This window comes from Nonomuraea sp. CA-143628 (assembly GCF_050942315.1).
Taxonomy (GTDB): domain Bacteria; phylum Actinomycetota; class Actinomycetes; order Streptosporangiales; family Streptosporangiaceae; genus Nonomuraea.
This window is the reverse complement of sequence record NZ_CP192072.1, coordinates 9,472,869-9,495,777: the sequence shown is the minus strand read 5'-3', so window position 1 is coordinate 9,495,777 and position 22,909 is coordinate 9,472,869. Positions and strand designations below refer to the sequence as shown.

Below are 22,909 nucleotides of genomic sequence, written 5' to 3'. Positions count from 1 at the left end.
CATGCCCGCCAAATCCCTGCGTGACCTGGTCGACTTCGCCCGCCGCCACTCGCCCTTCTACGCCGAGGCGTACCGCGACGTGCCCGACGGCGCCTCCGACCTCGCCCAGCTGCCGATCATCGACCAGACGGCCTTCTGGGCCGCGAACGTCTACCCGGACAACCGGCTGCTGACCGGCCCGCTGACCGACGCCGGCGTGTACACCTCCGGCGGCACCACCGGCGCGCCGAAGTTCTCCCCGTGGACCCGCACGGAGCACGCCGACTCGGTGACCGCGTTCGGCGCGGGCATGGTCCGGGCGGGGCTGAAGCCGGGGCACCGGGTGGCGAACCTGTTCTCGGCCGGCGAGATGTACGGCGGCTTCCTCTACATCGAGCACTCGCTGCACAACGCCCCGGTGGAGAACGTCCGGCTGCCCATCGCCTGCCACGCCCCCGACGACTCCGTGGCCGACCTGATCGCGTACTTCGGCGTCGACGTGCTGGCGGGTCCGCCGATGAAGCTCGCCACCGTGGCCGACGCGGTGACCGCCCGGGGGCAGGTGGCCGACACGGTGGAGCTGCTGCTGTTCGCCGGGGACTTCCTCTTCGACGATCTGCGTCCCCAGCTGGCCAAGGCGTTCCCCGGGGCCAGGATCGCCTCGCTCGGATACGCCTCGGTGGACGCCGGGCTGGTCGGTGGCCCGGTGCCGGGCGACGACGTGCGCGTGCACGAGGCCTTCGCCAACCGCACCCTGGTGGAGCTGATCGACGACTCGACCGGCGAGCCGATCACCGTGCCCGGCGTACCCGGCCGGGTGATCGTCACCAATCTGTTCAGGACGCTGATGCCGATCATCCGCTATCCGGCCGGCGACCTGGCGGAGTGGACCGACGCGGACTGCCGCGGATTCCGGCTGCTCGGCAGGTCGGCCGAGGGCGCCAGGGTGGAGACGGTGTCGATGTCGACGGAGGCCATCCGCGCGGTCCTCATCGCGGCGGACCCGGACCGGGCCATGTCGGGGATGCAGATGGTGCAGCGCCGCTGGAACGGCAAGGACGGGCTGACGCTGCGGCTGGCCTGCACCGAGGAGCCGCCGCCCGAGCTGACGCAGCGGCTCATCGACGCCGTGTACGCGGCCAGGCCGCTGTATCCCCAGACGGTGGAGGAAGGGGGCGTCCATCCGCTGACGGTCGAGTGGGTGCGGCCTTCGGAGCTGGCGCTGCATCCCCGTACGGGGAAGGTCCTGCAGGTCGTGGACGAACGCCTCGGGTCCTGACCCGGCGAGGTCAGTCCATGGCGAAGCGGACGACCACCCAGGTCGTGTTTCCGCCCACGCGCTCGCAGGGGTTGGGGAAGACCTGGCCCTTGAGGTTCGCGGCCAGGCAGAGTCCTGGCGCGGTGCCCTGCCAGTTCACCATGTAGTGGTCGCCGTCGGCCTCGGTGCCGAGTTTGGTGAAGGTCAGTCGTTGTCCCTTGGCGTCGCTCGCGCATCGCCCAACGAGGACCTTCCTCTCGTCGGCCGGACCGGTCGGCCGGCCGAGGCACATCGAGCCGGCGGCGAACTGGGAGCGGGCGGTGCGCTTCCACAATGTGTACATGGAGTGGGTGCAGTTTCCAACGGCGGCGATGGTCTGGCCGGTCGGCAGATAGGTGCCGTAGGTCAGGCACATGCCGGCGTTGACGTTACGGAACACGCGTGGCCCCTTCGCCAACTCGGTCGGCGCTCCGGGCAACAGGGCGGCCAGCAGGGCCGCGGTCATGACAGTGGATAAGATCACGCGCCACCTTAACCCGCCGCTCCCTGCATGGAGATTCATCTATTGAAAGGATGAAATGCGGTAGCAATCTCCATGGGCAGGCGCGTAGTCCGGCTGCTTGGCTGTCGGCATGCGAGTCATCGTGCCCGCCGGCGAAGGGCGGGCGGTAAAGGTCAGCACCGGTCAGCGCGTCCGCGTCACCGATCTTGACGGAGGTCAGGTCGGTGACGTGTTCGCGTTCGCCGCGGACGACGTGAGCGAGCACCTCAGCGCGTCGCACACACGGGCCGCCATCAGCCGCCTGTTCCCGCTGGTCGGCGAGCAGTTCGTCACCGACCGGCGCAGGCCCGTCCTCACCCTGGTGGCGGACACCTCGCCCGGCCGGCATGACATGCTCATCGCGGCCTGCGACCCGGCGCGCTATCGCGCTCTGGGCGTGCCCGGGTTCCATGCCTCCTGCGCGGACAACCTGGGCGAGAGCCTGTCCAGGCTCGGCCTGGCCTGCCCGAGCACGCCGCAGCCCGTCAACGTGTTCATGAGGATTCCCGTGGCGGACGACGGCCGGCTGAGCTGGCTGAGCTCGGTCAGCCGCCCGGGTGACGCGATCACGTTCGAGGCGGCGATGGACTGCGTGTTCGTGCTCTCGGCGTGCCCGCAGGACCTGGTCGGCATCAACGGGCACCGGCCGACGCCGCTGGCGATCGACCTGATCACACGAGGCTCGATCACACGAGGCTCGATCACACAAGGCTCGATCACACAAGGAGAGAGCGAACTATGAACGATGTCCAGCATCCCGCCCTACGACCGGAACGCGTCGGCGAGCTCAGCCTCGCCAACCGGCTGGCGGTCTCGCCCATGACCAGGGTGTCCGCCGCCGCCGACGGCACGCCGACAGCCGAGATGGCCGACTACTACCGGGCGTACGCGCAGGGCGGCTTCTCCCTCGTCGTGACCGAGGGAACCTACACCGACACCTGGCACAGCCAGGGGTACACCAACCAGCCGGGCATCGTCACCGACGGTCACGAGGCCGCCTGGCGGGAGATCGTCGGGCAGGTGCACGACGCGGGCGCGTCGACGATCCTCCAGCTCATGCACGCGGGCGCGCTGTCGCAGGGCAACCGCTACCGCGAGGAGACGGTGGCGCCGTCGGCCGTCCCGCCACGCGGGGAGAAGATGCCCGAGTACGGCGGGCACGGCTCATGGCCGACGCCCCGCGCGATGAGCCAGGAGGACATCGACCGCGCGGTGGCAGGTTTCGTGGCCTCGGCTGTCCGCGCCCGGCGGGCGGGTTTCGACGGGGTCGAGGTGCACGGCGCCAACGGCTATCTCGTGGACCAGTTCCTGACGGACTACACCAATGAGCGCGACGATCGCTACGGCGGCACGGTCGCCCGTCGGGCACGACTGGCGGCCGACATCGTCTCCGCCATCCGCGCGGAGCTGGGCCCGCGCTTCTGCGTGGGGATCCGCCTGTCGCAGGGCAAGGTCAACGACTTCACGCACCGATGGGCGGGCGGCTCCAGGGACGCGGAGACCATCTTCGCCGCGCTCGCCGAGGCGGGCGCTACCTACCTGCACATTGCCAGCGAAGGACGGGACTGGGTGGAGACGGCGACCCTGGACGGAGGGATGACGATCACCGGCCTCGCCCGGAAGGTGACGGGACTGCCCGTGCTGGCCAACGGCGGCATGCACGACCTCGACCAGGCGGCCATGCTGCTGGAGGACGGCCACGCGGACGTGCTGACCCTGGGCCGGGGCGCGCTCGCCAACCCGGACTTCCCGCGGCGCCTGGCCCAGAGGCTGCCCATGGCGGCCTTCGACCACCAGATGCTCCAGCCGATGGCGACGCTGAGCAACGCCCGCCGGTGGCGGCAGACGGCCTGAGCTCGGTCCAGCACGTCCAGCTCAGTCCATCGCGTCGATGGTCAGCGCCAGGAACAGGTCCACCCGATCCTCGGTGCGTCCCACGTCCCTGCCGGTGAGCTCGGTGATCTTGGCCAGCCGGTTGCGGAGGGTGTTGACATGGACGTGCAACGCGCCGGCCGTCGCCGCCCACTGCCCGTCGTGATCGAGATACGTCCGCAGCGTCAGTTCGAGCTCACCGCCGCGCCGCGCGTCATGGTCCTTCATCGCCCCGAGGAGCTCGCCGGAGAACTGGCGCAAGGTCTCCACGTCGAGCGATCCGAGGAGCAGCCGGTGCGTACCCAGGTCGGCGAAGGCCCGTACGGAAGGCCCCGTGCGGGTCCGCCGCAGCACGCGGCAGGTCTCCCTGGACTGCAGCAGCCGGGGTCGCAGCTCGGCCGAGTGGGCGGCGAGCCCGCCCAGGCCCGCGACCGGGCGAAGGCCGGGAAAACGCCGTTCGACGTCGCGTACCAGGCGCTCGACGAGCAGTGGCAGCTCACGCTCGGGATGGCGCCAGGGCAGTACGGCGACGACGTCCTGCGTGCCATCGGCCACGACGACCGGCACCCCCTCGGCCGCGAAGAACTCCCCGATCACCTCGGCGAGCCCGTGCATCGTCGCGGTCTCGCCGAGCGCGAACGCCACGGCGCAGACGGCCAGCGGACCGCCCGGATCCACGCCGAAGGCGCGCAGCCGGCCGGGGACCTCGGCGGAGCGTCGGCCTCCTGACAGGATCATCTCCAGGAGCTCGCTGGCGAAGCGCATCTCGATCGCCTGGACCGCCTGCTGCTTCGCGACCTCCAGGCTGAGGAAGCGGGCCGTCTGCTCCAGCGCCGCCCGCTCGTCCGCCGCGAGCTCGCGCAAGGGGCGCAGGCAGATGAGAGCCGCGTCGATGTCGCCGACGGCGCCCACCGGGAACAGCGCCGCGCGTCCCGCGTCCCCCAGATCCACCTCCAGAGCCGGCGGTCTCTTGGCCAGCCCCGTGGCCACGGCGTGCAACTGGTCCGCGTCGAGATCGGCGCCGGCCATCGCGAGCGACCGCGCCATCCTGTCGACCACCGCGAGCGGCAGGTCGTGGTCGCGCCGCAGGACGTCGAGCACCCCGGAGGCGCCGGCTCCCCGGGAGATCGCCGTGGCCAGGGCGTCTCCCCGGCGCACCATGCCGACCAGCGACTGCTTGCGCTCGTCGGTCAGCATGTCGGCCACGGCCTGCGAAACCGCCGTGAACGGCACCGCGATGGAGATCTCCAGCAGCGGCAGCTCCCCCTCGCGGCAGGCCTCGACGAGCTCCGGGGGAGTGGCGGGCGTCTCGGCGCGCAGGCCGAACACGATGCCGCCGGCCTTGGCCTTCATGACATTGCGTACGAAGTGCTCCGGCGGCACCTGGTCGATCCACAGGCCGTTCGTCAGGACGAGCTCGCCTTCGCGTACGTAGTGCGAAGGGTCGGCCAGCTCGGTGTTGTGCACCCAGGCGACCGGCTCGTCCAGCGCGCCTGGCCGGCCCGGCACCAGCACCCGCAGTTCGAGTGAGGCGCGATCCACCAGGGCTTGAAGCGTGAACACGGTGTAACTATAGACAGCCAGCACCTGATTCTATGGAGCTTCCTCCGATGGGGGTCAGGCCCCTTCCACCGCGTACGTGACCAGCGACGTGAGCACTTCCTTGACCGACTCGCGCTCGCGTACGTCGCACAGCACCACCGGGGTGGTCTCGGCCAGGCCGAGCGCCCGCCGTACCTTGGCCGGGTCGTAGCGCTTGGCCCCGTCGAAGCAGTTCACGGCGACCAGGAAAGGGATGCCGCGCTGCTCGAAGTAGTCCACCGCAGGGAAGCAGTCCTGCAGGCGGCGGGTGTCGGTGAGCACGACGGCACCGAGCGCGCCGACCGACAGCTCATCCCACATGAACCAGAACCGGTCCTGCCCGGGGGTGCCGAACAGGTACAGCCACAAGCCGTCGCGGATGGTGATGCGGCCGAAGTCCAGCGCCACGGTGGTGGTGACCTTGGAGTCGACGCCGGAGGTGTCGTCCACCCCGATGCCCCGCTCGCTCAGGAGCTCCTCGGTGTGCAGCGGCCGGATCTCACTGATGGTGCCGACCATGGTGGTCTTGCCGACGCCGAAGCCGCCCGCGATGAGGATCTTGATGGCCAAGGCCGAGGCGACCGCGGTCGCCCCCGGCTCAGAGGCTGCGTAGCCCATGCAGCACTTCCCTGTAGATGCGTTCGTCGATCGTCTGCGCCGCGGGGCGCGGGCGCTCGATGGTGACAAGACCCTCGCGTCGCAGGTCGCCCAGAATCACCCGCGTGATGTTGAGCGGCAGCTTGAGGTGGGCCGCGACATCCGCCACTGGTGTGGGCCTGCGGCACACCGACAGCACGGTGCGATGCTCCGGGATCAGGTCCGCGGGCTCGTGGGAACCGCCGACCGTGGTGACGATGGCCACCAGGTCGAACGTCTCGCCACGAGGTCGCGCCCTGCCTCCGGTCAGCCCGAAGAGCCGGATCAGCGGCCCGGGATCCTCCCCGGTCACGGTCTCGCGCCGTTCCAGGCGGGTGCCGGTGCCGCTCCCCTCGGCTGAGAGGAGAGGTGCTCCCCGACGCGCTTGACCATGAGCGCCATCTCGTAGGTGACCATGCCCAGCTCGGCGTCACCCGAGGCGAGCACGGCCAGCCGGGCGCCCTGGCCCGCCGCGGTGACGAACAGGAAGCCGCCTTCCAGTTCGATGATGGTCTGTCGTACGCCGCCCAGGCCGAAGTGCCGTCCCGCGCCCATGGCGAGGCTGTGGCTGCCGGCGGAGATGGCGGACAGGTGCTCGGAGTCCTCCCGCGTCAGCTCCCGGGACCCGCCCATCGCCAGCCCGTCGGCGGACAGCACGATGGCGTGCCGGATGCCGGGGACCCGCTGGGTGAGGTCGTCGAGGAGCCAGCTCAGTTCACTTCTGGCGTCAGGCATCGGGTTGGTCGTCCTTTCGGTTCCACACGTCGTGTTCCTGCTCCGTCTGGCCGCGGCCCTGCTGCCAGCCGCGTTGCATGGACGACATGATCTGTGCAAGCTCCTCAGGCGAGCGCACTGAGACCGCGCTGCGGTCTGTGCGCCGCGCGGTGCGCAGCTGAGGAGCCATGTTGGCTTGAGGTACGCGCATGGGCAGCCCGTCGAGGTCCTCGTCGGCCTCCTGGGCGGGCACCGTGCGGCTCCACTCTACGGATGGGCCGGGGGATCCGGCCGAGCCGACCCCTCGCCTGGAGATCGGTCCGGTACTCGGCTCGGCGACGGCCTCGCTCCCCGGCCCGGTCGCCGGTCCGTTCTCTAGCCCATCGCTCCCTAGCCCATCGCTCGCCGGGCCGGGTGCCGGCCTCGGCACGGGGCCGGCGTCGAACCAGGTCGCGCGCTCGGGCTCCGGAGCGGGGGTGGGCGCGTCCGGCGGGCCGTCCGGGTCTGCCGAGACCCCGTGGCCGCCGGGGTCGCCGGGGACCTGTCGGCCGTTCACGGCCTCCGCCCCGCGAGCGGAGAAGGCATCCGAGGCGGAGTAGGCGTCCGAAGCGGAGAAGGCATCCGAGGCGACGGGAGAGAAGGGCTCCGGAGAGAACGGCTCCGGGGACAGGGACACCACGCGGGGCCGGGCCTCGGCGGGCGCGGTGCCGATCGCGCGCATGGGCCTGGGCGCGCGACCGCCGTGGCCCACCGGGTGCGCCGCGGCGACGGCCAGGGCCTCGGCGTTGGCGAGCAGGGCCGTGGGGAGCAGCAGGATCGCGGTGGTCCCGTCGTACGGCGAGCGGCGCAGCATGATCTTGATGTTGTGCCGGGCCGCGAGCCTGGACACCACGAACAGGCCGAGCCGGTCGCTGTCGGCCAGGTCGAACTCCGGCGGGTCGACCAGCCGGGCGTTGAGCTCGTCGAGGGTCTCCTGGTTCATCCCCAGGCCCCGGTCCTCCACCTCGAGCGCGAAGCCGTTGGCCGCCGTCATGCTGCGGACGTGCACGGTCGTGTCGGGCGGGGAGAAGACGGCGGCGTTCTCCACCAGCTCGGCGATCAGGTGGATCACGTCGGTGACCGCGGCGCCGACCAGCAACGGGGAGTCCGGCATCGGCGCGATGGTGACGCGGGTGTAGTCCTCTACCTCCAGCACCGCCGCCCGTACGACGTCGAACAGCGGCACGGGGTCGCGCCAGCGGCGGGCGGGGGCGGAGTCGGACAGGATGATGAGGTTCTCCGCGTGCCGCCGCATGCGGGTGGTCAGGTGGTCGAGCTTGAAGAGGTCTTCCAGGACCTCCGGATCGTCGACCCGGCGCTCCATGGTGTCGAGCAGCGCGAGCTGGCGATGCAGCAGCGCCTGGTTGCGCCAGGCCAGGTTGAGGAAGACCTGGGCGACGCCCTTGCGCAGGGTCGCCTGGCCCACCGCGGCCTCGACCGCGGTCCGGCGTACGGCGGCGAACGCGTTCACCACGCGATCGACCTCGGCGGTGTGGGCCGGGTCGAGGCCGGGGGCCTCCGTGGCCGGATCGACGTCGTCGCCGCGGCGCAGCCGCTCGACCAGCCGGGGCAGCCGTTGTTCGGCGAGTTCGACCGCGGAGGCCTGAAGCCGTCTGAGCTCACTGATCAGCGACTGGCCGAACCGGTACGACAGCGCCACCGACGCGACCACCGCGGCCAGGCCCAGGATCAGGACCAGCCAGATCCGCCAGTACGCCCCGGTCTTCTGGTCCTCGGCCTCCACCGAGGTGCGGCCCAGCTCGGCGTGCGTGTCGAGGTTGATCGCGCTGAGGAGGGTCTCGGCGTCGGACTTCCACTCGTCGGGGTCCACCGGCGGCGACCCGTTGGTGTCCCAGCCGAACAGCCGGTCTTCCACCGCCAGCAGCCGCTTGTACGGGGCACTGGCGACCAGCTTGTCGTAGTTCTCCCGCAGTTCGGGGCCCGCGTCGCGTTCGGCGTTGGCGAAGACGAGCCGGCGGCCGGTCATGGCGGCGACGAACGAGGCACGGTCCGTGGGGGTCATCTTGCTGCGCACGATCGTGCTGGTGAGCACGGCGTGCTCCTGGCCCAGGTATTCCGCCGTGGCGCTGTAGGCCGCCATGCCGCGCACCGCGCGGTAGGAGGAGAGGCTGCTCAATGCGTCGGAGTCGGTGAACTGCCGGTTGGCGATGCTGATCAGGTTGCTGTACGCGTCGATGATCTTCAGCGGCGGGGACAGCGCGCCCTCGTCCGCGCGCTCGCGCAGCGACTGGAGGCCGTCGAGCGCCCGTACCAGCTCCCGCACCTCGGCCGGGGTGTCGTCCTCCGACTCCTCGCCACCCGTGCCGATGGATCCGATGGCGTCGCGCAGCCGCGCGACCTTGCCATCGGTGATCGGCCGCTGCTCGGCCAGCAGCGCGTACGTGCGGGTGCCGCGCGGCGCCGCCGCCGAAAGCTGCCGCTCCTGCTGCAGTTCGATGATCAGCTCCAGAACCGGCGACCCGATGGCGTCCCACCGGTCCTGCGTCTGGGAGACCGCGGCGATCTCATCCACACTGGAGTAGGCGATGAACCCCCATAAGGCGATCATCGAGACCAGCGGAAGCAGCAGGATCCTCAGCAGTTTGGTGCGGATCGGCGGAGGCGAGCTCATCCATCGTGTCCAATTCCGCGCGTAGTGGTGCGCCGCTAGGCAGTCGTGAACTGGTAGCGGCCCCCCAGGATGCCCGCCACGACTGATACGCCTGTGGTGCGTCCACTATGCCGATGGGGCAGATGTACTTCAAGCTCCAGATGTGAAGATTCGTGCACAATGGCGGGTTGACTCCTCGTCAGTGCACGGTTCGTGATCGTGACGGTTTGCGTCTGACGCACAGTGACGAGCGTCGACGCCGCCGCGGCCCGGATCCCCGTCCCAGCCGGGGTTTGCGGTAAAAGCCTTCCATCCACCGGGAGAGCGCTATTCGGGAGATCGGACCAGAGCTATGTTTCAGGCGCCTGATTCCCTCCGGCCCGTCCCGAAGGAGTTGCGTACATGCCTGAAACCCTCGTTCCTACACCGAAAAGGAGAACGAGCCGTCGCGTCGTCGCGCTGCTGACCGCCGTCGCCGCCCTTCTCTTAGGACTCCCCGCGACCCCCGCCCTCGCCGGCGCGGCCCGCCCGGTGGTGCGGGCGGAGACCGGTCTGCTCAAGGGCGCCGTGGCCGATCGCGTGGACCGGTTCCTGGCCGTACCGTACGCGCAGCCGCCGGTCGGCGACCTGCGCTGGAGCGCACCACGCCCGGCCCGCGCGTGGACGGGCGTCCGCGACGCCGCCGAGTGGGGCAACCGCTGTCCCGCCGCGGCCAGCACCAACGGACCGCGCTCCGAGACCGAGGACTGCCTGTACCTCAACGTGTTCAGGCCCGCCGGCACCAAGGCCGGGCAGCGGCTGCCCGTGCTGTTCTGGATCCACGGCGGCGGCCTGGTCAACGGCTCCGGCAACCAGCACGACGGCAGCCTGATCGCCCGGCTCGAGAACGTCGTGGTGGTGAGCATCAACTACCGCCTGGGCGTGTTCGGCTTCCTGGCCCACCCGGCGCTCACCCGCGAGGCCGGTCAGTCCGGCAACTACGGCTTCCTCGACCAGCAGGCGGCGCTGCGCTGGGTGCAACGCAACATCGCCGCCTTCGGCGGAGACCCCCGGCAGGTCACCATCGACGGCGAGTCGGCCGGCGGGTTCTCCGTCTGCGGCCACCTCACCGCCCCCGGATCGAGCGGGCTCTTCAACCGCGCGATCATCCAGAGCGGCGCCTGCATCAGCCAGCCCGTCAGCCAGGGGGAGCAGTCCGGCACCTCCATCGCCGGCCAGCTCGGCTGCGCCGACGACGCGACCGCCGTCGCCTGCCTGCGCGCGCTGTCCCCGGCGCGGCTCGTCGACGGGCCGCAGTTCAGCTCGTTCGTGCACGGCGGCCCGGTGTTTCCGGAGGCTCCCGGTGACGCCGTCCGGGCGGGTCACTTCCAGCGCGTGCCCCTGATCGTGGGCTCCACCCGCGACGAGGGTCGTACGTTCGCGCAGGGCAATCTGGACTGGACCCAAACGCAGTACGAGAACTTCGTCCGGTCCCTGTACGGCGCCAACGCCGACGCCATCCTGCGCCGGTATCCCTGGCCGGCGACGCCCGACCGGTTCACCGGCGCGTACCTGGCGGCGGCGATCTTCACCGACTCGGGGTTCATCGCCGGTCTGGGCGGCTGCCCGACGCTCAAGTTCATCAAGGACCTGTCCGCCTACACCCGCGTGTTCGCCTACCGGTTCGACCACCGTACGGGGCCGGGCCTCACCCCCGAGCCGGTCGGCTACGAGTGGGGCGCCGGGCACGCCGCCGAGCTGGCCTACCTGTGGCCGAGCTTCGACAACGGCACGCCGATCGCGCCCACCTTCGACGCGGCCGAGCGCCGGTTGGCGGCGGACATGGTGCACTACTGGGGCTCGTTCACCCGGCTCGCCCGGCCGCAGGCGCCGTACGCGTCGCCGTGGCCGGACTACAACCGCACCTCGCGCGTCATGTCACTGCGGGCCGGCGGACGGTCGGTGATGGTCCCGGCCACCGAGATGGCCACCGAGCACAACTGCGACCTGTGGGACGCGCTCTGACCGCTGCTATTGGTACGACTTCTGTTGATACGCCTAGGGCCGGGGCGACAACCCCGGCCCTGGGCGGGGTGCATGCTGCTGTGACTAGCCGAGTAGGGAGCGGACATACTCGCCGATCGGCTGGGTCGGCCGGCCGCTGAGCTCGCTCAGCGTGCCGGGAGTGTCGGCGAGCCAGCCACGGGAGATGTTGACGTCCACGTCGGCCAAGAGCGCCGCGAACGGAGCCGGAAGACCGGCGCCGGCCAGAACGCCCGCGAAGTCGTCCTTCGGCAGGTTCTGGTAGGCGACCTCTTTGCCGGTGACCTTGGAGATCTCGGCGGCCAGGTCGGCGAGCGTCCAGGCGGTGTCGCCGCTCAGCTCGTAGATCTTGCCGTCGTGGCCGTCTCCGGCCAGCACGGCGGCCGTGGCCGCGGCGTAGTCCGCGCGCGAGGCGGAGGCGATCCGGCCGTCGCCCGCGGCGCCGTAAACCGCGCCGAGCTGGGGAGCGGTCGCGATCGACTGCTCGTAGTTCTCGTGGTACCAGTTGTTGCGCAAGATCGTGTACGTCACGCCGGACGCCTTGATGTAGTCCTCGGTCGCCTTGTGGTCGGCGGCGAGGCCGGCCTCGGTGGTGTCGGCCTTGGGTGCGCTTGTGTAGGTGAGCGTGGCGCCGGCCGCCTTGGCCGCGTCGACGACCGCCGAGTGCTGCTGGAGCCGGTTGCCCTCGGTGCCGGAGACGAGCAGCACCTTGGTGGCGCCCTCGAACGCGCTCTTGAGCGTCTCGGGCCGGTCATAGGAGGCCTCGCGGACCTCTACGCCGAGATCCGCGGCCTTCTCCTGGGTACGCGCCGCCGCGACGATCTGCCCGGCGGGAACCCGCTTCTTGAGCTCCTCGACCACCAGCCGGCCGAGGTGTCCGCTGGCTCCGGTTACCACGATCATGATTACTCCCTCTCAGTACGAACTTACGGTTAGTACTTTCTATCAGAAAGCACTGTAAGCTAGCACGCATGGAGGAGTTCGAGAACCTGGTGGCCGACGTCTTCTCGCGCAAGTGCACCTCTCGGTCGGTGCTGGAGACGATCACCGGCCGCTGGGCGATCCTGGCGCTGGTGGCCCTCTACGAGGGGCCCTACCGCTTCAACGCGCTGCGCCGCCGCGTCGACGGGGTGAGCGAGAAGATGCTGTCCCAGACCCTCCAGACCCTGGAACGCGATGGCATGGTGCTGCGGGTGGCCGAGCACACGATTCCGCCCCGGGTCGAATACAGCCTCACCTCGATGGGTCGCGAGGCCGCCGAGCGGCTGATCCCCCTCATCACCTGGCTGGAGGACCGCATGCCCGACGTCGTGACCGCCCGCGAGGGCTACCAGGGCCGTTAGGGCGCGCTGATACATCAGCTGGCCGTCCGCGCTGGCACGTCAGCTCGCCGTCCGAGTCGTCCGTGCCGGGTGTGTCAGCCGGCCGTCAGTTCGCCGTACGTGCCTCCGGCAGCAGAGCGAAGCCCTGCCCGAAGTCGCGGTTGATCGGCAGCGTGACCACCACGAACTCCTTCCTGGCCACCTCGACGCCCTGGATCTTGCAGGCGATGGCGGCCGTGCAGTCGCCCCCGGTCAGCCCCATCAGCCGGCCGCCGCGCACCCTGGCCTGCACCACCGTGAGATGCAGGATGAGGTCCACGCCGAAGGTCAGCCGGCCGACCGGCCGGCCGTTGACCTGTACCTCGACATAGGGCTCGTGGTGGGAGACGACCTCGTGCTCGGCCAGCGGCACGACCTTCCCCATGCCCGGGTTGTCCAAGGTACTGCGGGCCGCGGCGCGCAGGCTGCGGTATTTCGCCCAGCCGCCCAGCAGCACCGACCCCACATCGATGCCGCCGAGCAGGTCGGCGCCCGCCTCCGCGGCCCGGCGTGCCAGCTCGCCGGGCGGCGTCTGGACCTGCCGGTTGATCTCGTCGAGCACCCGGCGGGCGTCCACGGCCCGCGCCAGCTCCTGGGCCGCCTGTTTCGGGTCGGCGTAGAGCAGCAGGTCGGCGGTGCTGGGGTGGGTGATTAAGGTAACGGTCACCGTACGATCTCCCTGATCTCCTGCCGGCCCGGGTCGTGGTGGCAGACGAAGTCGAGGTTGAGCGAGGGCGCGAACTCACGGATCCGCAAGCTCGGCGAGAGGTCGGCGTACGGGACGCAGACCACGGAGGGCGTCGTGGAGTTCCGCCGGCCTCGGCGGGCGCGGCGCAGCGCCCAGACCACTACGCCCACCGCCACGAGCGCGCCCACCAGTAAGCCGGGCAGCGGCGTGCTCGACGAGTCGGTCTCTTCCGAGTCGATGTCGCTGACCCGCGGCGACTCGTCGGTGCCGGTGGGGGTGACGTCCGGGCTCGCGGGGTCGGTCGGCGTGGGCCTCGCCGCCAGCGTGACGGTGACGGAGCTGCCGCGGTCGACGATGGTGCCGGCGGCCGGATCCTGCTCGATCACGCGGCCCGAGTTCCCGCTGCCCACGACGAGCGTGAGCCCCAGGCCCTGAAGCTGCCGCCGCGCCACGTTCGCGCTGAGCCCGTTCAGGTCGGGGACCTCGACGCGGTCGTCAGGTGTCGGGGACGTCGGCGCGGGGGGACGCAGGGTCAGCGTCACGGTGCTGCCGCTGGGCACCTGCGTGCCGGCGGCGGGATCCTGGGCGTCCACCACGCCCGTCCCCTCTCCCTCGGCCACCGAGGGGACGAGTCCTTTGTCGCGGATCTTCTTCTCCGCCGCGTCCTGCCGGTCGCCCACGACATCCGGGACCGCCACGGTCGGCGCCTGCAGGTCGATGGTGACGGTGGAGCCGCAGTTCGCGAGCTCCTCGCTGGTGGGGGTCTGGTCGGTGACGGTCCAGTCGCCCGCCGCGTCGGAAGGTGTCGACTCCGTGGCGAAGCCACCCTGGGCCAGCGCGGCGACCGCGCTGTCCCGGGTCATCCCCATGACGTTCGGCACCGGCCCCGAGCGGGTGCCGTCATGCGTCACGCTGTTCCACTCGGACAGGGTCGGGCAGGACGGCTCGGCCGTCGGTGCCCCCTCCGTCGCCTCGGCCGTCGGCTCCGCCGCCCCCGCTGCCCCGGCTGTCGCCGGGCTCAGCCCGATCACGCACGCGGCCATCAACGCCATCACGCTCGCGGCAAGTACGTAGGCCACCAGGCCGTACCGGCGCATCGCCACCTCCCCGGCTCAGGGCTTTGACGCTAGGCGCGCAGCCCGGCCGGGTCATGAGTAGGCCTCTACTCAACTCAGGCAGGTGAGTGCCCTGCCGTGAGATCACTTCCTGGATTCATCAGTACGACGAGGCCGCCGGGCGGGCGGTGACAGGGCGAGGAGCACGTCAACCTGCTTGCGTGGCAGCCTCCCCTCAGGGCCGCCGGAGTGAATCAGCCCGCGGAAGGCTCCTTGGCATGCGCGGGGACGGCGGTGCGCGTCGTCCCCGCGAGGGCGGCCGGGCGGCGCCCGGGGATGAAGGACATGATCACCAGGGCGATGAGGGCCATGACGGCGCCGAGGGCCAAGACGACGCGGAAACCGTTCTGGGACGGGACGATCACAGGGCCGAGGGACATGGTCAGCTGGGCCAGGATGGCGCCCGAGACGGCGCTGGAGATCGAGGTGCCGATCGAGCGCATCAGGGTGTTGAGGCTGTTGGCGGCGGCCGTCTCGGACAGGGGCACGGCGGCCATGATGAGCGCGGGCATGGCCCCGTACGCCAGCCCGATGCCGGCCCCGATGACGGCGGAGACGAGCACGAGCTGCCAGATCGCGGACATCAGCATGGTGCCCAGGCCATAGCCGGCGGCGACCACGACGGCGCCGACCATCAGCGTCGTCTTGGGCCCCCTGGCCCTGGAGATGCGCGCGGACAGCGGTGCCATGGCCATCATCACCAGGCCCGACGGACCCATCACCAGGCCCGCGACCAGCATCGACTGGCCGAGCCCGTAACCGGTGGCCTCGGGCAGCTGCAGCAACTGGGGGAGCACCAGGGACATCGCGAACATCGCGAACCCGAACACGGCGGAGGCGAGGTTCGTGAGCAGCACCTGACGGCGCGCGGTGGCGCGCAGGTCGACCAGCGGCTGCCTGGTACGCAGCTCCCACCAGCCCCACAGCAGCAGGACGACGACCGAGGCCGCGAACAGCCCGACGGTACGGCCGCTGGTCCAGCCCCACCCGGCGCCCTGGGAGATGGCCAGCAGCAGGCACACCAGCGCGGCCGACAGTCCGGCCGCGCCCACCAGGTCGAAGCGTCCCCCGCTGCGGACACTGGACTCGGGTACGAGCGTGAGCACGAGCACGGCGGCCACGGCGCCGAATCCCGCCGCGGTCCAGAACAGCACGTGCCAGTCGGTGCGCTCGGCCAGGAAGGCGGCCGCGGGCAGGCCGAGCGCGCCGCCCACGCCGAGTGAGGCGCTCATCAGCGCGGTGGCCGAGCCGAGGCGTTCGGCCGGCAGTTCGTCGCGCATGATGCTGATGCCCAGGGGGATGACGCCCGCCGCCAGCCCTTGAAGGGCCCGTCCGACGACCATCGGCGCCAGGGAGTCGCTGAGGGCGGCGACGGTCGAGCCGGCCACCAGCAGGGTCAGGCTGATGAGCAGCATGAGCCGCTTGCCGTACATGTCGCCCAGTCGTCCCATGACCGGGGTGGCGACGGCGCCGGCGAGCAGCGTCGCGGTGATGGCCCAGGTGGCGTCGGAGGGCGAGGCGCTCAGGAGCCGGGGGAGCTGGGGGATCAGCGGGATCACCAGGGTCTGCATCAGCGCGACCACGATCCCGGCGAAGGCCAGCACCACCACGACGGCATTGGTCCGCGGCGGGCCGGGCGGCTCGGCCTCGACGGGCTGAGCGTTTGCATGGCGCATGGAAAGGTCTCCGTCCGAGCGGCCGGATATCTGCGATCCGGCCACAACTTAAATCAACTGTTTGACTTAAATTAGCAGGGCCGGTTGACTGGGCGCGTACCGAGGGCCGAATTCGAGGAGGACGTACGGTGGGCCGGGGCTCATTCGTGCCTCGTCGGCGGACTGAGCGAGCTTCCAGTACGGTGGTGACCTGATGGAGAGAACCGCCCGGGCCGAGCGCGTGAGCGCGACGCGAGAGCAGATCCTGACGGCGGCGGAGCGGCTGTTCGCCGAGCACGGGGTCTTCGCCGTGTCCAACCGCCAGGTCAGCGAGGCCGCCGGCCAGGGCAACACGGCGGCGGTCGGCTACCACTTCGGCACCAAGGCGGATCTCGTACGCGCCATCGTGCGCAAGCACACCGAGCCGATGGAGCGGCTGCGCCTGCGGATGCTGGCCGAGACGGCCGGCTCCACGGACGCGCGGGACTGGGTGGGCTGTCTGTTGCGCCCGGTCACCGAGCACCTGGGCGCTTTGGGAAACCCCACCTGGTTCGCCCGGTTCAGCGCCCAGGTGATGACCGATCCCGCGCTGCGCGAGATCATGATCGAGGAGACGATCAGCTCGCCGTCGTTGCGCCAAGCGATCGACGGGCTCAACCGGTGTCTTCCCGATCTCCCGCTGGAGGTACGCCTCGAACGCGGCGACATGGCGCGTCAGCTGATGGTGCACATGATCGCCGAGCGTGAGCGCGCGCTCGCCGAAGGCACCCCCACACCCCGGTCCAGCTGGCACGACGCCGCGACCGGGCTGATCGACGCGATCGTCGGTCTCTGGCTGGCTCCGGTCACGCCCCGCTCGTAACCGCTGGACCGTTCAGGTAGAGCTCACCGCACCTGAACGGTCCAGCGGCGTGCGGTACTTAGTCCGATCTAAGGCGAAAGCTGTTTGATCGTGCGTAATTAGGCCCTCCTCGATCGGCGTAAGCCGGGTTACATTCACGTTAATTTGCCCTCTCTTATCCCCCTGAGCAGAACGAAGGGAGAGGCATGAGAACGAGAACCGCGCTCGCCGCCCTGATCGCTGCGGCGATCCTCATGCCGGCCGCCGCCAACGCCACCGGGACCGCCGCCGCCACCACGAACGCCGGTGGGACCGTCGCGGCTCCGCCGCCCGACAGCCAGTTCCAGAAGGTGACGCTGAACGACAATCCGGGCGAGCCCATGGACCTGGCGGTGTTACCGGATTCGAGGGTCCTGCACACCACCCGGCCCGGTGTGGTCTGGTTACACGATCCGAAGACCGGCCTCAACACGGAGGCCGCCCGGCTCAACGTCTACCGGCACGACGAGGAGGGACTGCAGAGCATCGCCCTCAGCCCTGGCTTCGGTAAGGGCTCCAAGGCCGACGACTGGGTCTACCTCTACTACTCCCCGCCGCTCAACACGCCCGTCGACGACCCGGCGACGCCGGACTTCAACGAGGGCGACGCCCCGGTCACCGGCACGCCGGCGGACTTCGCGCCGTTCAACGGGCTGATCCGGCTGTCCCGCTTCCGCTTCACCGGCACCACCATCGACCTCCGTACCGAACAGCGCATCCTCGACGTGCCGGTGAACCGCGGCATCTGCTGCCACGTCGGCGGGGACATCGTCTTCGACGCCGACGGCAACCTCTACCTGTCCACCGGCGACGACACCAACCCATTCTCCTCCGACGGCTACAACCCCATCGACGAGCGGCCCGACCACAACCCCGCCTTCGACGCCCAGCGCAGCGCCGGCAACACCAACGACCTGCGCGGCAAGGTCCTTCGCATCAAGGTCCGCGCCGACGGGTCCTACACGATTCCGCGCGGCAACCTGTTCCTGCCCGGCACGGCGCGCACCCGGCCGGAGATCTACGCGATGGGCCTGCGCAATCCCTTCCGCATCGAGCTCAACCGGTCCACGGGCGAGCTCTACGTCGCCGACTACTCGCCCGACGCGCGGGAGGCCGATCCCCAGCGCGGCCCCTCGGGGACCGGCAAGTGGACGGTGATCCGCAAGGCCGGCAACTACGGCTGGCCGTACTGTGCGACGGCGCGGCTCCCGTACGTCGACTACGACTTCGCGACCGGTACGTCAGGCGCGGCGTTCAACTGCGCCGCGCCCGTCAACGAGTCGCCGCACAACACCGGCCTGCGCGCGCTGCCACCGGTGACGCAGCCGAACGTGTGGTACTCCTACGGGGCTTCGGCGGAGTTCCCGCAGCTGGGCACCGGCGGCATCGGGCCGATGGCCGGTCCGGCGTACCACTTCGACCCGCGTAACACGCGCGGCCGGACTGCCGTGGGGTGGCCGAAGTACTTCGACGGCGTTCCGCTCTTCTACGAGTGGACCCGCGACTACGTCAAGGCGTTCCACCGTGACGGGCGGATCGAGGACGTGCTGCCCTCGTTCGTCTTCGACAACCCGATGGACATGGAGTTCGGCCCTGACGGCGCGCTCTACGTGCTGGAGTACGGCGACGGCTACTTCCAGGAGAACCCGGACGCCCAGCTCGCGCGCTACGACTACATCGGCAACACCGGCAACCACACTCCCGTCCCGGCCGCCACCGGGACGCCGACCGACGGCCACGCGCCCCTGACCGTCCGCTTCACCAGCGCGGGTACGACCGACCCCGACGGCGACAGGCTCCGCTACGCCTGGGACTTCGACGCCGACGGCAAGGTCGACTCCCGCAGCCCCGAGGCGTCGTACACCTACCAGAAGAACGGCCTCTACAACGCCACGCTCAAGGTCACCGACACCGCCGGCATGTCCGCGGCGACGTCGGTACGGATCGTGGTCGGCAACGCCGCCCCGGTCGTGGAGCTGGTCCGGCCCGCCGAAGGGCAGGCTTTCCACTTCGGCGACGTCGTCGAGTTCGAGGTACGGGTCACCGACGACCAGCCGGTGGACTGCGCCAAGGTGACCGTGGACTACATCCTCGGCCACGACGACCACGGCCACCCGCAGACCACGGCCCGCGGCTGCACGGGCTCCATCCAGACCACGTTGCCGAGCGGACACGATCCGGAGACCGACCATCTCACCGGCGTCTTCGTCGCCGGCTACACCGACCCCGGCGGCACCGACCTGCCCCCGCTGACCGGCAGCGACCAGGTCGTCCTCCAGCCCACACGTTAGGAGTTTCCCCATGTGCTTCGGCTATGGCCCCAGCAGGCGCTCCCTGCTCGCCGCGGGCCTCGGACTCGGGGCGGCCGCGCTGGCCGCCGCTTCGCCCGCCGCCGCGGCGACGCCGCGCCGCTCCGGCGGGGAGTGCATCCCGCCGAACCAGATCAGCATCCAGCTCTGGACGGTACGCGACGACCTCGCCCAGAACTACGACGCCACGCTCACCTACCTGGCCGAGACCGGCTACCGGAAGGTCGAGCTGGCGCTCGGCTACTTCGGTCGTACGGCCCAGCAGCTCCGCCAGTTCCTCGACGGGATCGGCATCCGGGCCAGCTCCAGCCACGACGGCCTCACCACCGACCAGGCCGGTCTTGACACGAAGATCTCCAACGCGCTGACCCTCGGCCAGTCCTTCATGGTCGTGCCCTACCTGAACTCCACCAGCGAGGACGAGTGGAAGGCGTGGGCCGAGCGCATGAACGTCGAGGCGCGGGCCGCCCGCTCGGCCGGGCTGCGCTACGGCTACCACAACCACGCCCACGAGTTCACCACCGACCTCGGCGGCGGCAAGACGCCCTGGGACGTGCTCACCGCCGAGCTCGATCCGCACCTGGTCCATCTGGAGATCGACCTCTATTGGGTGGTCACCGGAGGCGTCGGGAGCGGGGCCCCCGACCCCGTGCGCTTCGCGCTCGACGTCATCCGCAGGGCGCCGCAGCGGGTGCTGCAGTTCCACGTCAAGGATCGAGCGCCCGACGGCGACATGGCCGACCTCGGCACCGGGACCATCGACTTCCGGCGCATCTTCGACAAGCACCGCGTGCTGGAGTACATCGTGGAGAACGACACTCCCGATGTGACTCCCCGGCGTACCGCCGAGGTCGGATATCGCTACCTGCGGAAGGTGCGGTTCTAAGGTTTGTTCCGGGCGCCCAGGTACTTGGGCGCCCGGTTCCTTGGGCGTCCGGGTCAGGCGGCGATATCGGTCAGTGAGCGGTCGCGGGTGCGGACGCCCAGGCGGATGATGCCGGCGGCGACCACCAGCAGCCCCACCAGGACGAACGACGCCGGTCGCGCGCCGAAGCCGGTCAGGATGGGCAGCACGACGAAGGGGGTGACCGCACCGCCCAGATGCCCGACTCCGTCCGCGATGGCCGACGCCGTGCCCCGTGCCCGGGTGGGGAACACCTCGGCCGTGTAGGTGTAGGCGGGGGTCGCCATGAAGGCGATGCCGAACGAGCTGAACAGGGCACCGATGGTGGCGACCGCCTCGCCCATGTCCAGGGTGATGAGCAGCAGGGAGGCCGCGAAGACCAGCGTGCCGATGATGACCATGGTGCGGCGTTCCATCCGCTCCACCAGCAGTACGGCCGCGACGGTGGAGACCAGCGGCATGGCCCGGGTGAGCACGCTGACCAGGACCGCGTCGGAGGTCGAGATGCCGATGCCCTCAAGGATGAGCGGCAGGTAGCTGGCGTAGCCGTACATCGCGATGTAGAAGATGAACCAGAAACCCAGCACGATCAGCATGCGACCCAGGTACGGGGCCTTGAACAGGGCGCGGGCCGGCACCGTCTCCTCGGCGGGAGCCGTCTCCAAGGGCTCCTCCTCGTCAGCGGGGACGACGCCGCCCGGCGGCAGGCCGACACGGGTCTCCATCTCGCGGACGATGCGGTCGGCCTCCTCCGTGCGGCCCGTGGCCACCAGCCAGCGCGGCGACTCCACCAGCGCGTGCCTGCTGACCAGCGGCAGCACCAGGAGCACCAGGCCGCCGAAGGCCAGCAGGTAGCGCCACCCGTCGGGGGAGGCGCCCAGGACCAGCAGCGAGACGAACCCGATCGCCAGGAGCAGCACCGTGCCCACCATGTACAGGCGCGACAGGTAGCCGCCGCGCTGGTTCTTGGGTGCCAGCTCGCCGATGTAGGCCGAGCAGAGCGCGAGCACCGCTCCCATCCCGCACCCGGTCAGGAACCGGAAGAAGGTCAGTGACCACACGTCCCACGAGAACGCCGTGAGGAGCCCGCCGATGCCGAGCGCCAGGATGGTCAGCGCCAGGCCCTTCTGCCGGCCGTGCCGGTCCGCGATGTGCCCGAACGCGTACGCGCCGATGCAGTAACCGACGAGGTTCCACGTGATCGGGTAACCCAGCTCGGCCCCGGCCAGCCCGAACGCGCTCCGCATGGAGGGCAGCGTGATGGTCAGGACGGAGATGTCGTAGTTGGCGAAGAAGAAGCAGAGCATGAGGGCGAGCCAGCCCGCGCGGCTGAGCCCGACTTTCGGCATGGCGTCGATGCGGGCATCCACGCTGCGGGCCGACACCGGCGGTTCCGGGGCGGGCGAGTCGAGGGGCGTCTGAGACATGGCGGCCTCCTTGGAATGGGGCAAACGGAGCACGAGCTGGAGGCGCTCTCCTGCGGTTTCCAGGACATGAGCAGTGAGCGGACATGAAGCGGTGAGCGGTCCGCGCCGGCGGGATGGGGGCTGTGACAGGGCTCACGTAGAGGTGGTGCTGGGAACCGTAGGCAGGTCCCGGCGGTGGTGACCATCGCGGTTTGGCGCATGTGCACATGCGCGAAAACGCAACGAAGGGGACGCCCTAAAGGGTGAGTGCCTGCCCGGACCACTCGTGACGCAGCGCGTGGACGAGCCGGCGTACGACGTCGTCCTGCCCCGCCCGCGACCGGTGCCAGGCCACGCCGAGCAGGAATTCCAGGTCGTCGCGGAGCGGGACGATCACGAAGGCCGGGTCGTCGAAGACCCGGGCGGCGCCGCCGTTGCGCGGGTCGAGCGTCAGCGTGACGCCGTGGCTGCGGCGGATGTGGCTGGCCAGCATGACGGAGTCGTTGTCCGGCATCTCGTGGAGCGAGGTGATGCCGGCGCTCTTCAGCCGCCGGTGCAGCCGGTCCATCGCCAGGGGCTGGGGCGTGAGCGGGCCGACGGTCAAGATCCGGTGCTTGAGGTCCCGCAACGTCAGCTCGCCGGCGCCGGCCAGCGGGTCGTCGGCCCGCATCGCCGCCGAGAACACGTAGCGGGCCACGACGAGACTGTCGAGCTCGGGCCGGTCCAACGGGAGGTGGACCAGGGCCGCGTCGAGCCCGCCGCGCTCCAGCGCCGGCAGGAGCTCGGCGGACGGCGCCGCCGTCGCGTCCACCGCGAACGAGGGGAACGCCTGCTCCGTCACGGCCAAGAACCGGTCCATCACGGCCGGCGGGCACAGGTGCGTGCCGCCCACGCGGACCACCCGGCTCCTGGTGCCGGACGCCTCCCGGAGCACGTCCTTCAGGCCGTCCACCTGCTCCAGGATGCCGCGTACCCGCTCGACCAGGACCGTGCCGCCGGCGGTGAGCTCCACCTGGTGGTAGCGGCGGACGAACAGCTCGGCCCCCAGCTCGCGCTCAAGGTCCTTGACGGCCCGGCTGACCGGCGACGGAGTCAGGTGCAGCCGCTCCGCCGCGCGACCGAAGTGGAGCTCCTCGGCGACGGCGAGAAAGCATCGCAGCTGCTGTACGTCCATGAGCGGGAGTCTGTGGCGGGCCGTCGCCGCGCGTCAACCGGCATGTTGCCGATCGGGACGCGTAGCACGTTGCCGATTCGGACGTTTTCAGACTGAAAACTGGGTGGCATCCTCACGGTTGTAGGAAACCTGTTCGCAACAATCCTGGCGAGCGGCCATGAACC

At 70.5% G+C, this 22,909-nt stretch carries 20 protein-coding genes; 8 read left to right on the top strand and 12 right to left on the bottom strand.

What is annotated here, in order from left to right:
• Window position 1 precedes the first annotated feature (1 nt).
• The gene (locus ACQP2T_RS43165) at window positions 2-1,258 is read left to right on the top strand and encodes a phenylacetate--CoA ligase family protein (protein WP_433510634.1); all 1,257 of its coding nucleotides are present in this window, start codon (window positions 2-4) and stop codon (window positions 1,256-1,258) included.
• Between the two features lie 10 nt (window positions 1,259-1,268).
• On the opposite strand, the gene ACQP2T_RS43160 is transcribed toward ACQP2T_RS43165, so the two are convergent.
• Complete coding sequence (locus ACQP2T_RS43160; protein ID WP_433510633.1) at window positions 1,269-1,760, bottom strand: hypothetical protein; 492 nt, start codon at window positions 1,758-1,760, stop codon at window positions 1,269-1,271.
• 109 nt (window positions 1,761-1,869) lie between these two features.
• On the opposite strand from ACQP2T_RS43160, the gene ACQP2T_RS43155 reads away from it, so the two are divergent.
• Window positions 1,870-2,520, top strand: coding sequence for a DUF1989 domain-containing protein (locus ACQP2T_RS43155; RefSeq protein WP_433510632.1), 651 nt, complete (start codon window positions 1,870-1,872; stop codon window positions 2,518-2,520).
• On the top strand, window positions 2,517-3,632 hold the full coding sequence (locus ACQP2T_RS43150; protein ID WP_433510631.1) for a tRNA-dihydrouridine synthase: 1,116 nt from the start codon (window positions 2,517-2,519) through the stop codon (window positions 3,630-3,632). The genes ACQP2T_RS43155 and ACQP2T_RS43150 overlap by 4 nt, the downstream gene beginning before the upstream one ends.
• A 21-nt stretch (window positions 3,633-3,653) precedes the next feature.
• On the opposite strand, the gene ACQP2T_RS43145 is transcribed toward ACQP2T_RS43150, so the two are convergent.
• The 5 genes from ACQP2T_RS43145 to ACQP2T_RS43125 are packed head-to-tail and all read right to left on the bottom strand — an operon-like array spanning window position 3,654 to window position 9,252.
• On the bottom strand, window positions 3,654-5,213 hold the full coding sequence (locus ACQP2T_RS43145; protein WP_433510630.1) for a PucR family transcriptional regulator: 1,560 nt from the start codon (window positions 5,211-5,213) through the stop codon (window positions 3,654-3,656).
• Between the two features lie 54 nt (window positions 5,214-5,267).
• Window positions 5,268-5,849, bottom strand: a complete 582-nt coding sequence (locus ACQP2T_RS43140; RefSeq protein ID WP_433510629.1) for a GTP-binding protein — start codon at window positions 5,847-5,849, stop codon at window positions 5,268-5,270.
• Window positions 5,830-6,180 carry a DUF742 domain-containing protein gene (locus tag ACQP2T_RS43135; protein WP_433510628.1) on the bottom strand — a complete coding sequence of 117 codons (351 nt, stop codon included), beginning with the start codon at window positions 6,178-6,180 and terminating at the stop codon, window positions 5,830-5,832. The genes ACQP2T_RS43140 and ACQP2T_RS43135 overlap by 20 nt, the downstream gene beginning before the upstream one ends.
• On the bottom strand, window positions 6,177-6,602 hold the full coding sequence (locus ACQP2T_RS43130) for a roadblock/LC7 domain-containing protein (protein ID WP_357641159.1): 426 nt from the start codon (window positions 6,600-6,602) through the stop codon (window positions 6,177-6,179). Before ACQP2T_RS43130 ends, ACQP2T_RS43135 begins: the two co-directional genes overlap by 4 nt.
• Window positions 6,595-9,252: a sensor histidine kinase gene (locus ACQP2T_RS43125; RefSeq protein ID WP_433510627.1), complete on the bottom strand. Its 2,658-nt coding sequence runs from the start codon at window positions 9,250-9,252 to the stop codon at window positions 6,595-6,597. Before ACQP2T_RS43125 ends, ACQP2T_RS43130 begins: the two co-directional genes overlap by 8 nt.
• Before the next feature lie 381 nt (window positions 9,253-9,633).
• On the opposite strand from ACQP2T_RS43125, the gene ACQP2T_RS43120 reads away from it, so the two are divergent.
• The gene (locus ACQP2T_RS43120; protein ID WP_433510626.1) at window positions 9,634-11,235 is read left to right on the top strand and encodes a carboxylesterase/lipase family protein; all 1,602 of its coding nucleotides are present in this window, start codon (window positions 9,634-9,636) and stop codon (window positions 11,233-11,235) included.
• A gap of 84 nt (window positions 11,236-11,319) precedes the next feature.
• On the opposite strand, the gene ACQP2T_RS43115 is transcribed toward ACQP2T_RS43120, so the two are convergent.
• On the bottom strand, window positions 11,320-12,156 hold the full coding sequence (locus ACQP2T_RS43115) for an SDR family oxidoreductase (protein WP_433510625.1): 837 nt from the start codon (window positions 12,154-12,156) through the stop codon (window positions 11,320-11,322).
• A gap of 68 nt (window positions 12,157-12,224) precedes the next feature.
• On the opposite strand from ACQP2T_RS43115, the gene ACQP2T_RS43110 reads away from it, so the two are divergent.
• Entirely contained in the window at window positions 12,225-12,596 is a 372-nt protein-coding gene (locus ACQP2T_RS43110; RefSeq protein ID WP_433510624.1) for a winged helix-turn-helix transcriptional regulator, read from the top strand.
• Between the two features lie 85 nt (window positions 12,597-12,681).
• Here ACQP2T_RS43110 and ACQP2T_RS43105 read toward each other — a convergent pair whose 3' ends face one another.
• The 3 genes from ACQP2T_RS43105 to ACQP2T_RS43095 all read right to left on the bottom strand — a co-directional run bounded on the left by ACQP2T_RS43105 (window position 12,682) and on the right by ACQP2T_RS43095 (window position 16,093).
• Window positions 12,682-13,281 (bottom strand): hypothetical protein, encoded by a 600-nt coding sequence (locus ACQP2T_RS43105; protein ID WP_433510623.1) that lies wholly within the window; start codon window positions 13,279-13,281, stop codon window positions 12,682-12,684.
• Complete coding sequence (locus ACQP2T_RS43100; RefSeq protein WP_433510622.1) at window positions 13,278-14,399, bottom strand: PASTA domain-containing protein; 1,122 nt, start codon at window positions 14,397-14,399, stop codon at window positions 13,278-13,280. Before ACQP2T_RS43100 ends, ACQP2T_RS43105 begins: the two co-directional genes overlap by 4 nt.
• Window positions 14,400-14,611: 212 nt before the next feature.
• On the bottom strand, window positions 14,612-16,093 hold the full coding sequence (locus ACQP2T_RS43095; RefSeq protein ID WP_433510621.1) for an MFS transporter: 1,482 nt from the start codon (window positions 16,091-16,093) through the stop codon (window positions 14,612-14,614).
• Between the two features lie 193 nt (window positions 16,094-16,286).
• Here ACQP2T_RS43095 and ACQP2T_RS43090 point away from each other — a divergent pair, with 193 nt between their 5' ends.
• The 3 genes from ACQP2T_RS43090 to ACQP2T_RS43080 all read left to right on the top strand — a co-directional run bounded on the left by ACQP2T_RS43090 (window position 16,287) and on the right by ACQP2T_RS43080 (window position 20,147).
• Entirely contained in the window at window positions 16,287-16,934 is a 648-nt protein-coding gene (locus ACQP2T_RS43090; RefSeq protein ID WP_433510620.1) for a TetR/AcrR family transcriptional regulator, read from the top strand.
• A 185-nt stretch (window positions 16,935-17,119) separates the two neighbouring features.
• Window positions 17,120-19,243, top strand: a complete 2,124-nt coding sequence (locus ACQP2T_RS43085; protein WP_433510619.1) for a PQQ-dependent sugar dehydrogenase — start codon at window positions 17,120-17,122, stop codon at window positions 19,241-19,243.
• Window positions 19,244-19,253: 10 nt separating this feature from the next.
• The gene (locus ACQP2T_RS43080) at window positions 19,254-20,147 is read left to right on the top strand and encodes a sugar phosphate isomerase/epimerase family protein (RefSeq protein WP_433510618.1); all 894 of its coding nucleotides are present in this window, start codon (window positions 19,254-19,256) and stop codon (window positions 20,145-20,147) included.
• Between the two features lie 53 nt (window positions 20,148-20,200).
• Here ACQP2T_RS43080 and ACQP2T_RS43075 read toward each other — a convergent pair whose 3' ends face one another.
• On the bottom strand, window positions 20,201-21,592 hold the full coding sequence (locus tag ACQP2T_RS43075; RefSeq protein WP_433510617.1) for an MFS transporter: 1,392 nt from the start codon (window positions 21,590-21,592) through the stop codon (window positions 20,201-20,203).
• Window positions 21,593-21,827: 235 nt separating this feature from the next.
• A complete protein-coding gene (locus ACQP2T_RS43070) occupies window positions 21,828-22,745 on the bottom strand; it encodes a LysR family transcriptional regulator (protein ID WP_433510616.1) in 918 nt (305 codons plus the stop codon).
• Between the last annotated feature and the right edge of the window lie 164 nt (window positions 22,746-22,909).

Excerpts from the sequence above, each read along its gene's own strand:
- ACQP2T_RS43165 (WP_433510634.1), top strand. The coding sequence starts at position 2 with ATGCCCGCCAAATCCCTGCGTGACCTGGTCGACTTCGCCCGCCGCCAC.
- ACQP2T_RS43155 (WP_433510632.1), top strand. The coding sequence starts at position 1,870 with ATGCGAGTCATCGTGCCCGCCGGCGAAGGGCGGGCGGTAAAGGTCAGC.
- ACQP2T_RS43150 (WP_433510631.1), top strand. The coding sequence starts at position 2,517 with ATGAACGATGTCCAGCATCCCGCCCTACGACCGGAACGCGTCGGCGAG.
- ACQP2T_RS43140 (WP_433510629.1), bottom strand. The coding sequence starts at position 5,849 with ATGGGCTACGCAGCCTCTGAGCCGGGGGCGACCGCGGTCGCCTCGGCC.
- ACQP2T_RS43130 (WP_357641159.1), bottom strand. The coding sequence starts at position 6,602 with ATGCCTGACGCCAGAAGTGAACTGAGCTGGCTCCTCGACGACCTCACC.
- ACQP2T_RS43125 (WP_433510627.1), bottom strand. The coding sequence starts at position 9,252 with ATGAGCTCGCCTCCGCCGATCCGCACCAAACTGCTGAGGATCCTGCTG.
- ACQP2T_RS43120 (WP_433510626.1), top strand. The coding sequence starts at position 9,634 with ATGCCTGAAACCCTCGTTCCTACACCGAAAAGGAGAACGAGCCGTCGC.
- ACQP2T_RS43115 (WP_433510625.1), bottom strand. The coding sequence starts at position 12,156 with ATGATCGTGGTAACCGGAGCCAGCGGACACCTCGGCCGGCTGGTGGTC.
- ACQP2T_RS43110 (WP_433510624.1), top strand. The coding sequence starts at position 12,225 with ATGGAGGAGTTCGAGAACCTGGTGGCCGACGTCTTCTCGCGCAAGTGC.
- ACQP2T_RS43100 (WP_433510622.1), bottom strand. The coding sequence starts at position 14,399 with ATGCGCCGGTACGGCCTGGTGGCCTACGTACTTGCCGCGAGCGTGATG.
- ACQP2T_RS43095 (WP_433510621.1), bottom strand. The coding sequence starts at position 16,093 with ATGCGCCATGCAAACGCTCAGCCCGTCGAGGCCGAGCCGCCCGGCCCG.
- ACQP2T_RS43090 (WP_433510620.1), top strand. The coding sequence starts at position 16,287 with ATGGAGAGAACCGCCCGGGCCGAGCGCGTGAGCGCGACGCGAGAGCAG.
- ACQP2T_RS43085 (WP_433510619.1), top strand. The coding sequence starts at position 17,120 with ATGAGAACGAGAACCGCGCTCGCCGCCCTGATCGCTGCGGCGATCCTC.
- ACQP2T_RS43080 (WP_433510618.1), top strand. The coding sequence starts at position 19,254 with ATGTGCTTCGGCTATGGCCCCAGCAGGCGCTCCCTGCTCGCCGCGGGC.
- ACQP2T_RS43075 (WP_433510617.1), bottom strand. The coding sequence starts at position 21,592 with ATGTCTCAGACGCCCCTCGACTCGCCCGCCCCGGAACCGCCGGTGTCG.
- ACQP2T_RS43070 (WP_433510616.1), bottom strand. The coding sequence starts at position 22,745 with ATGGACGTACAGCAGCTGCGATGCTTTCTCGCCGTCGCCGAGGAGCTC.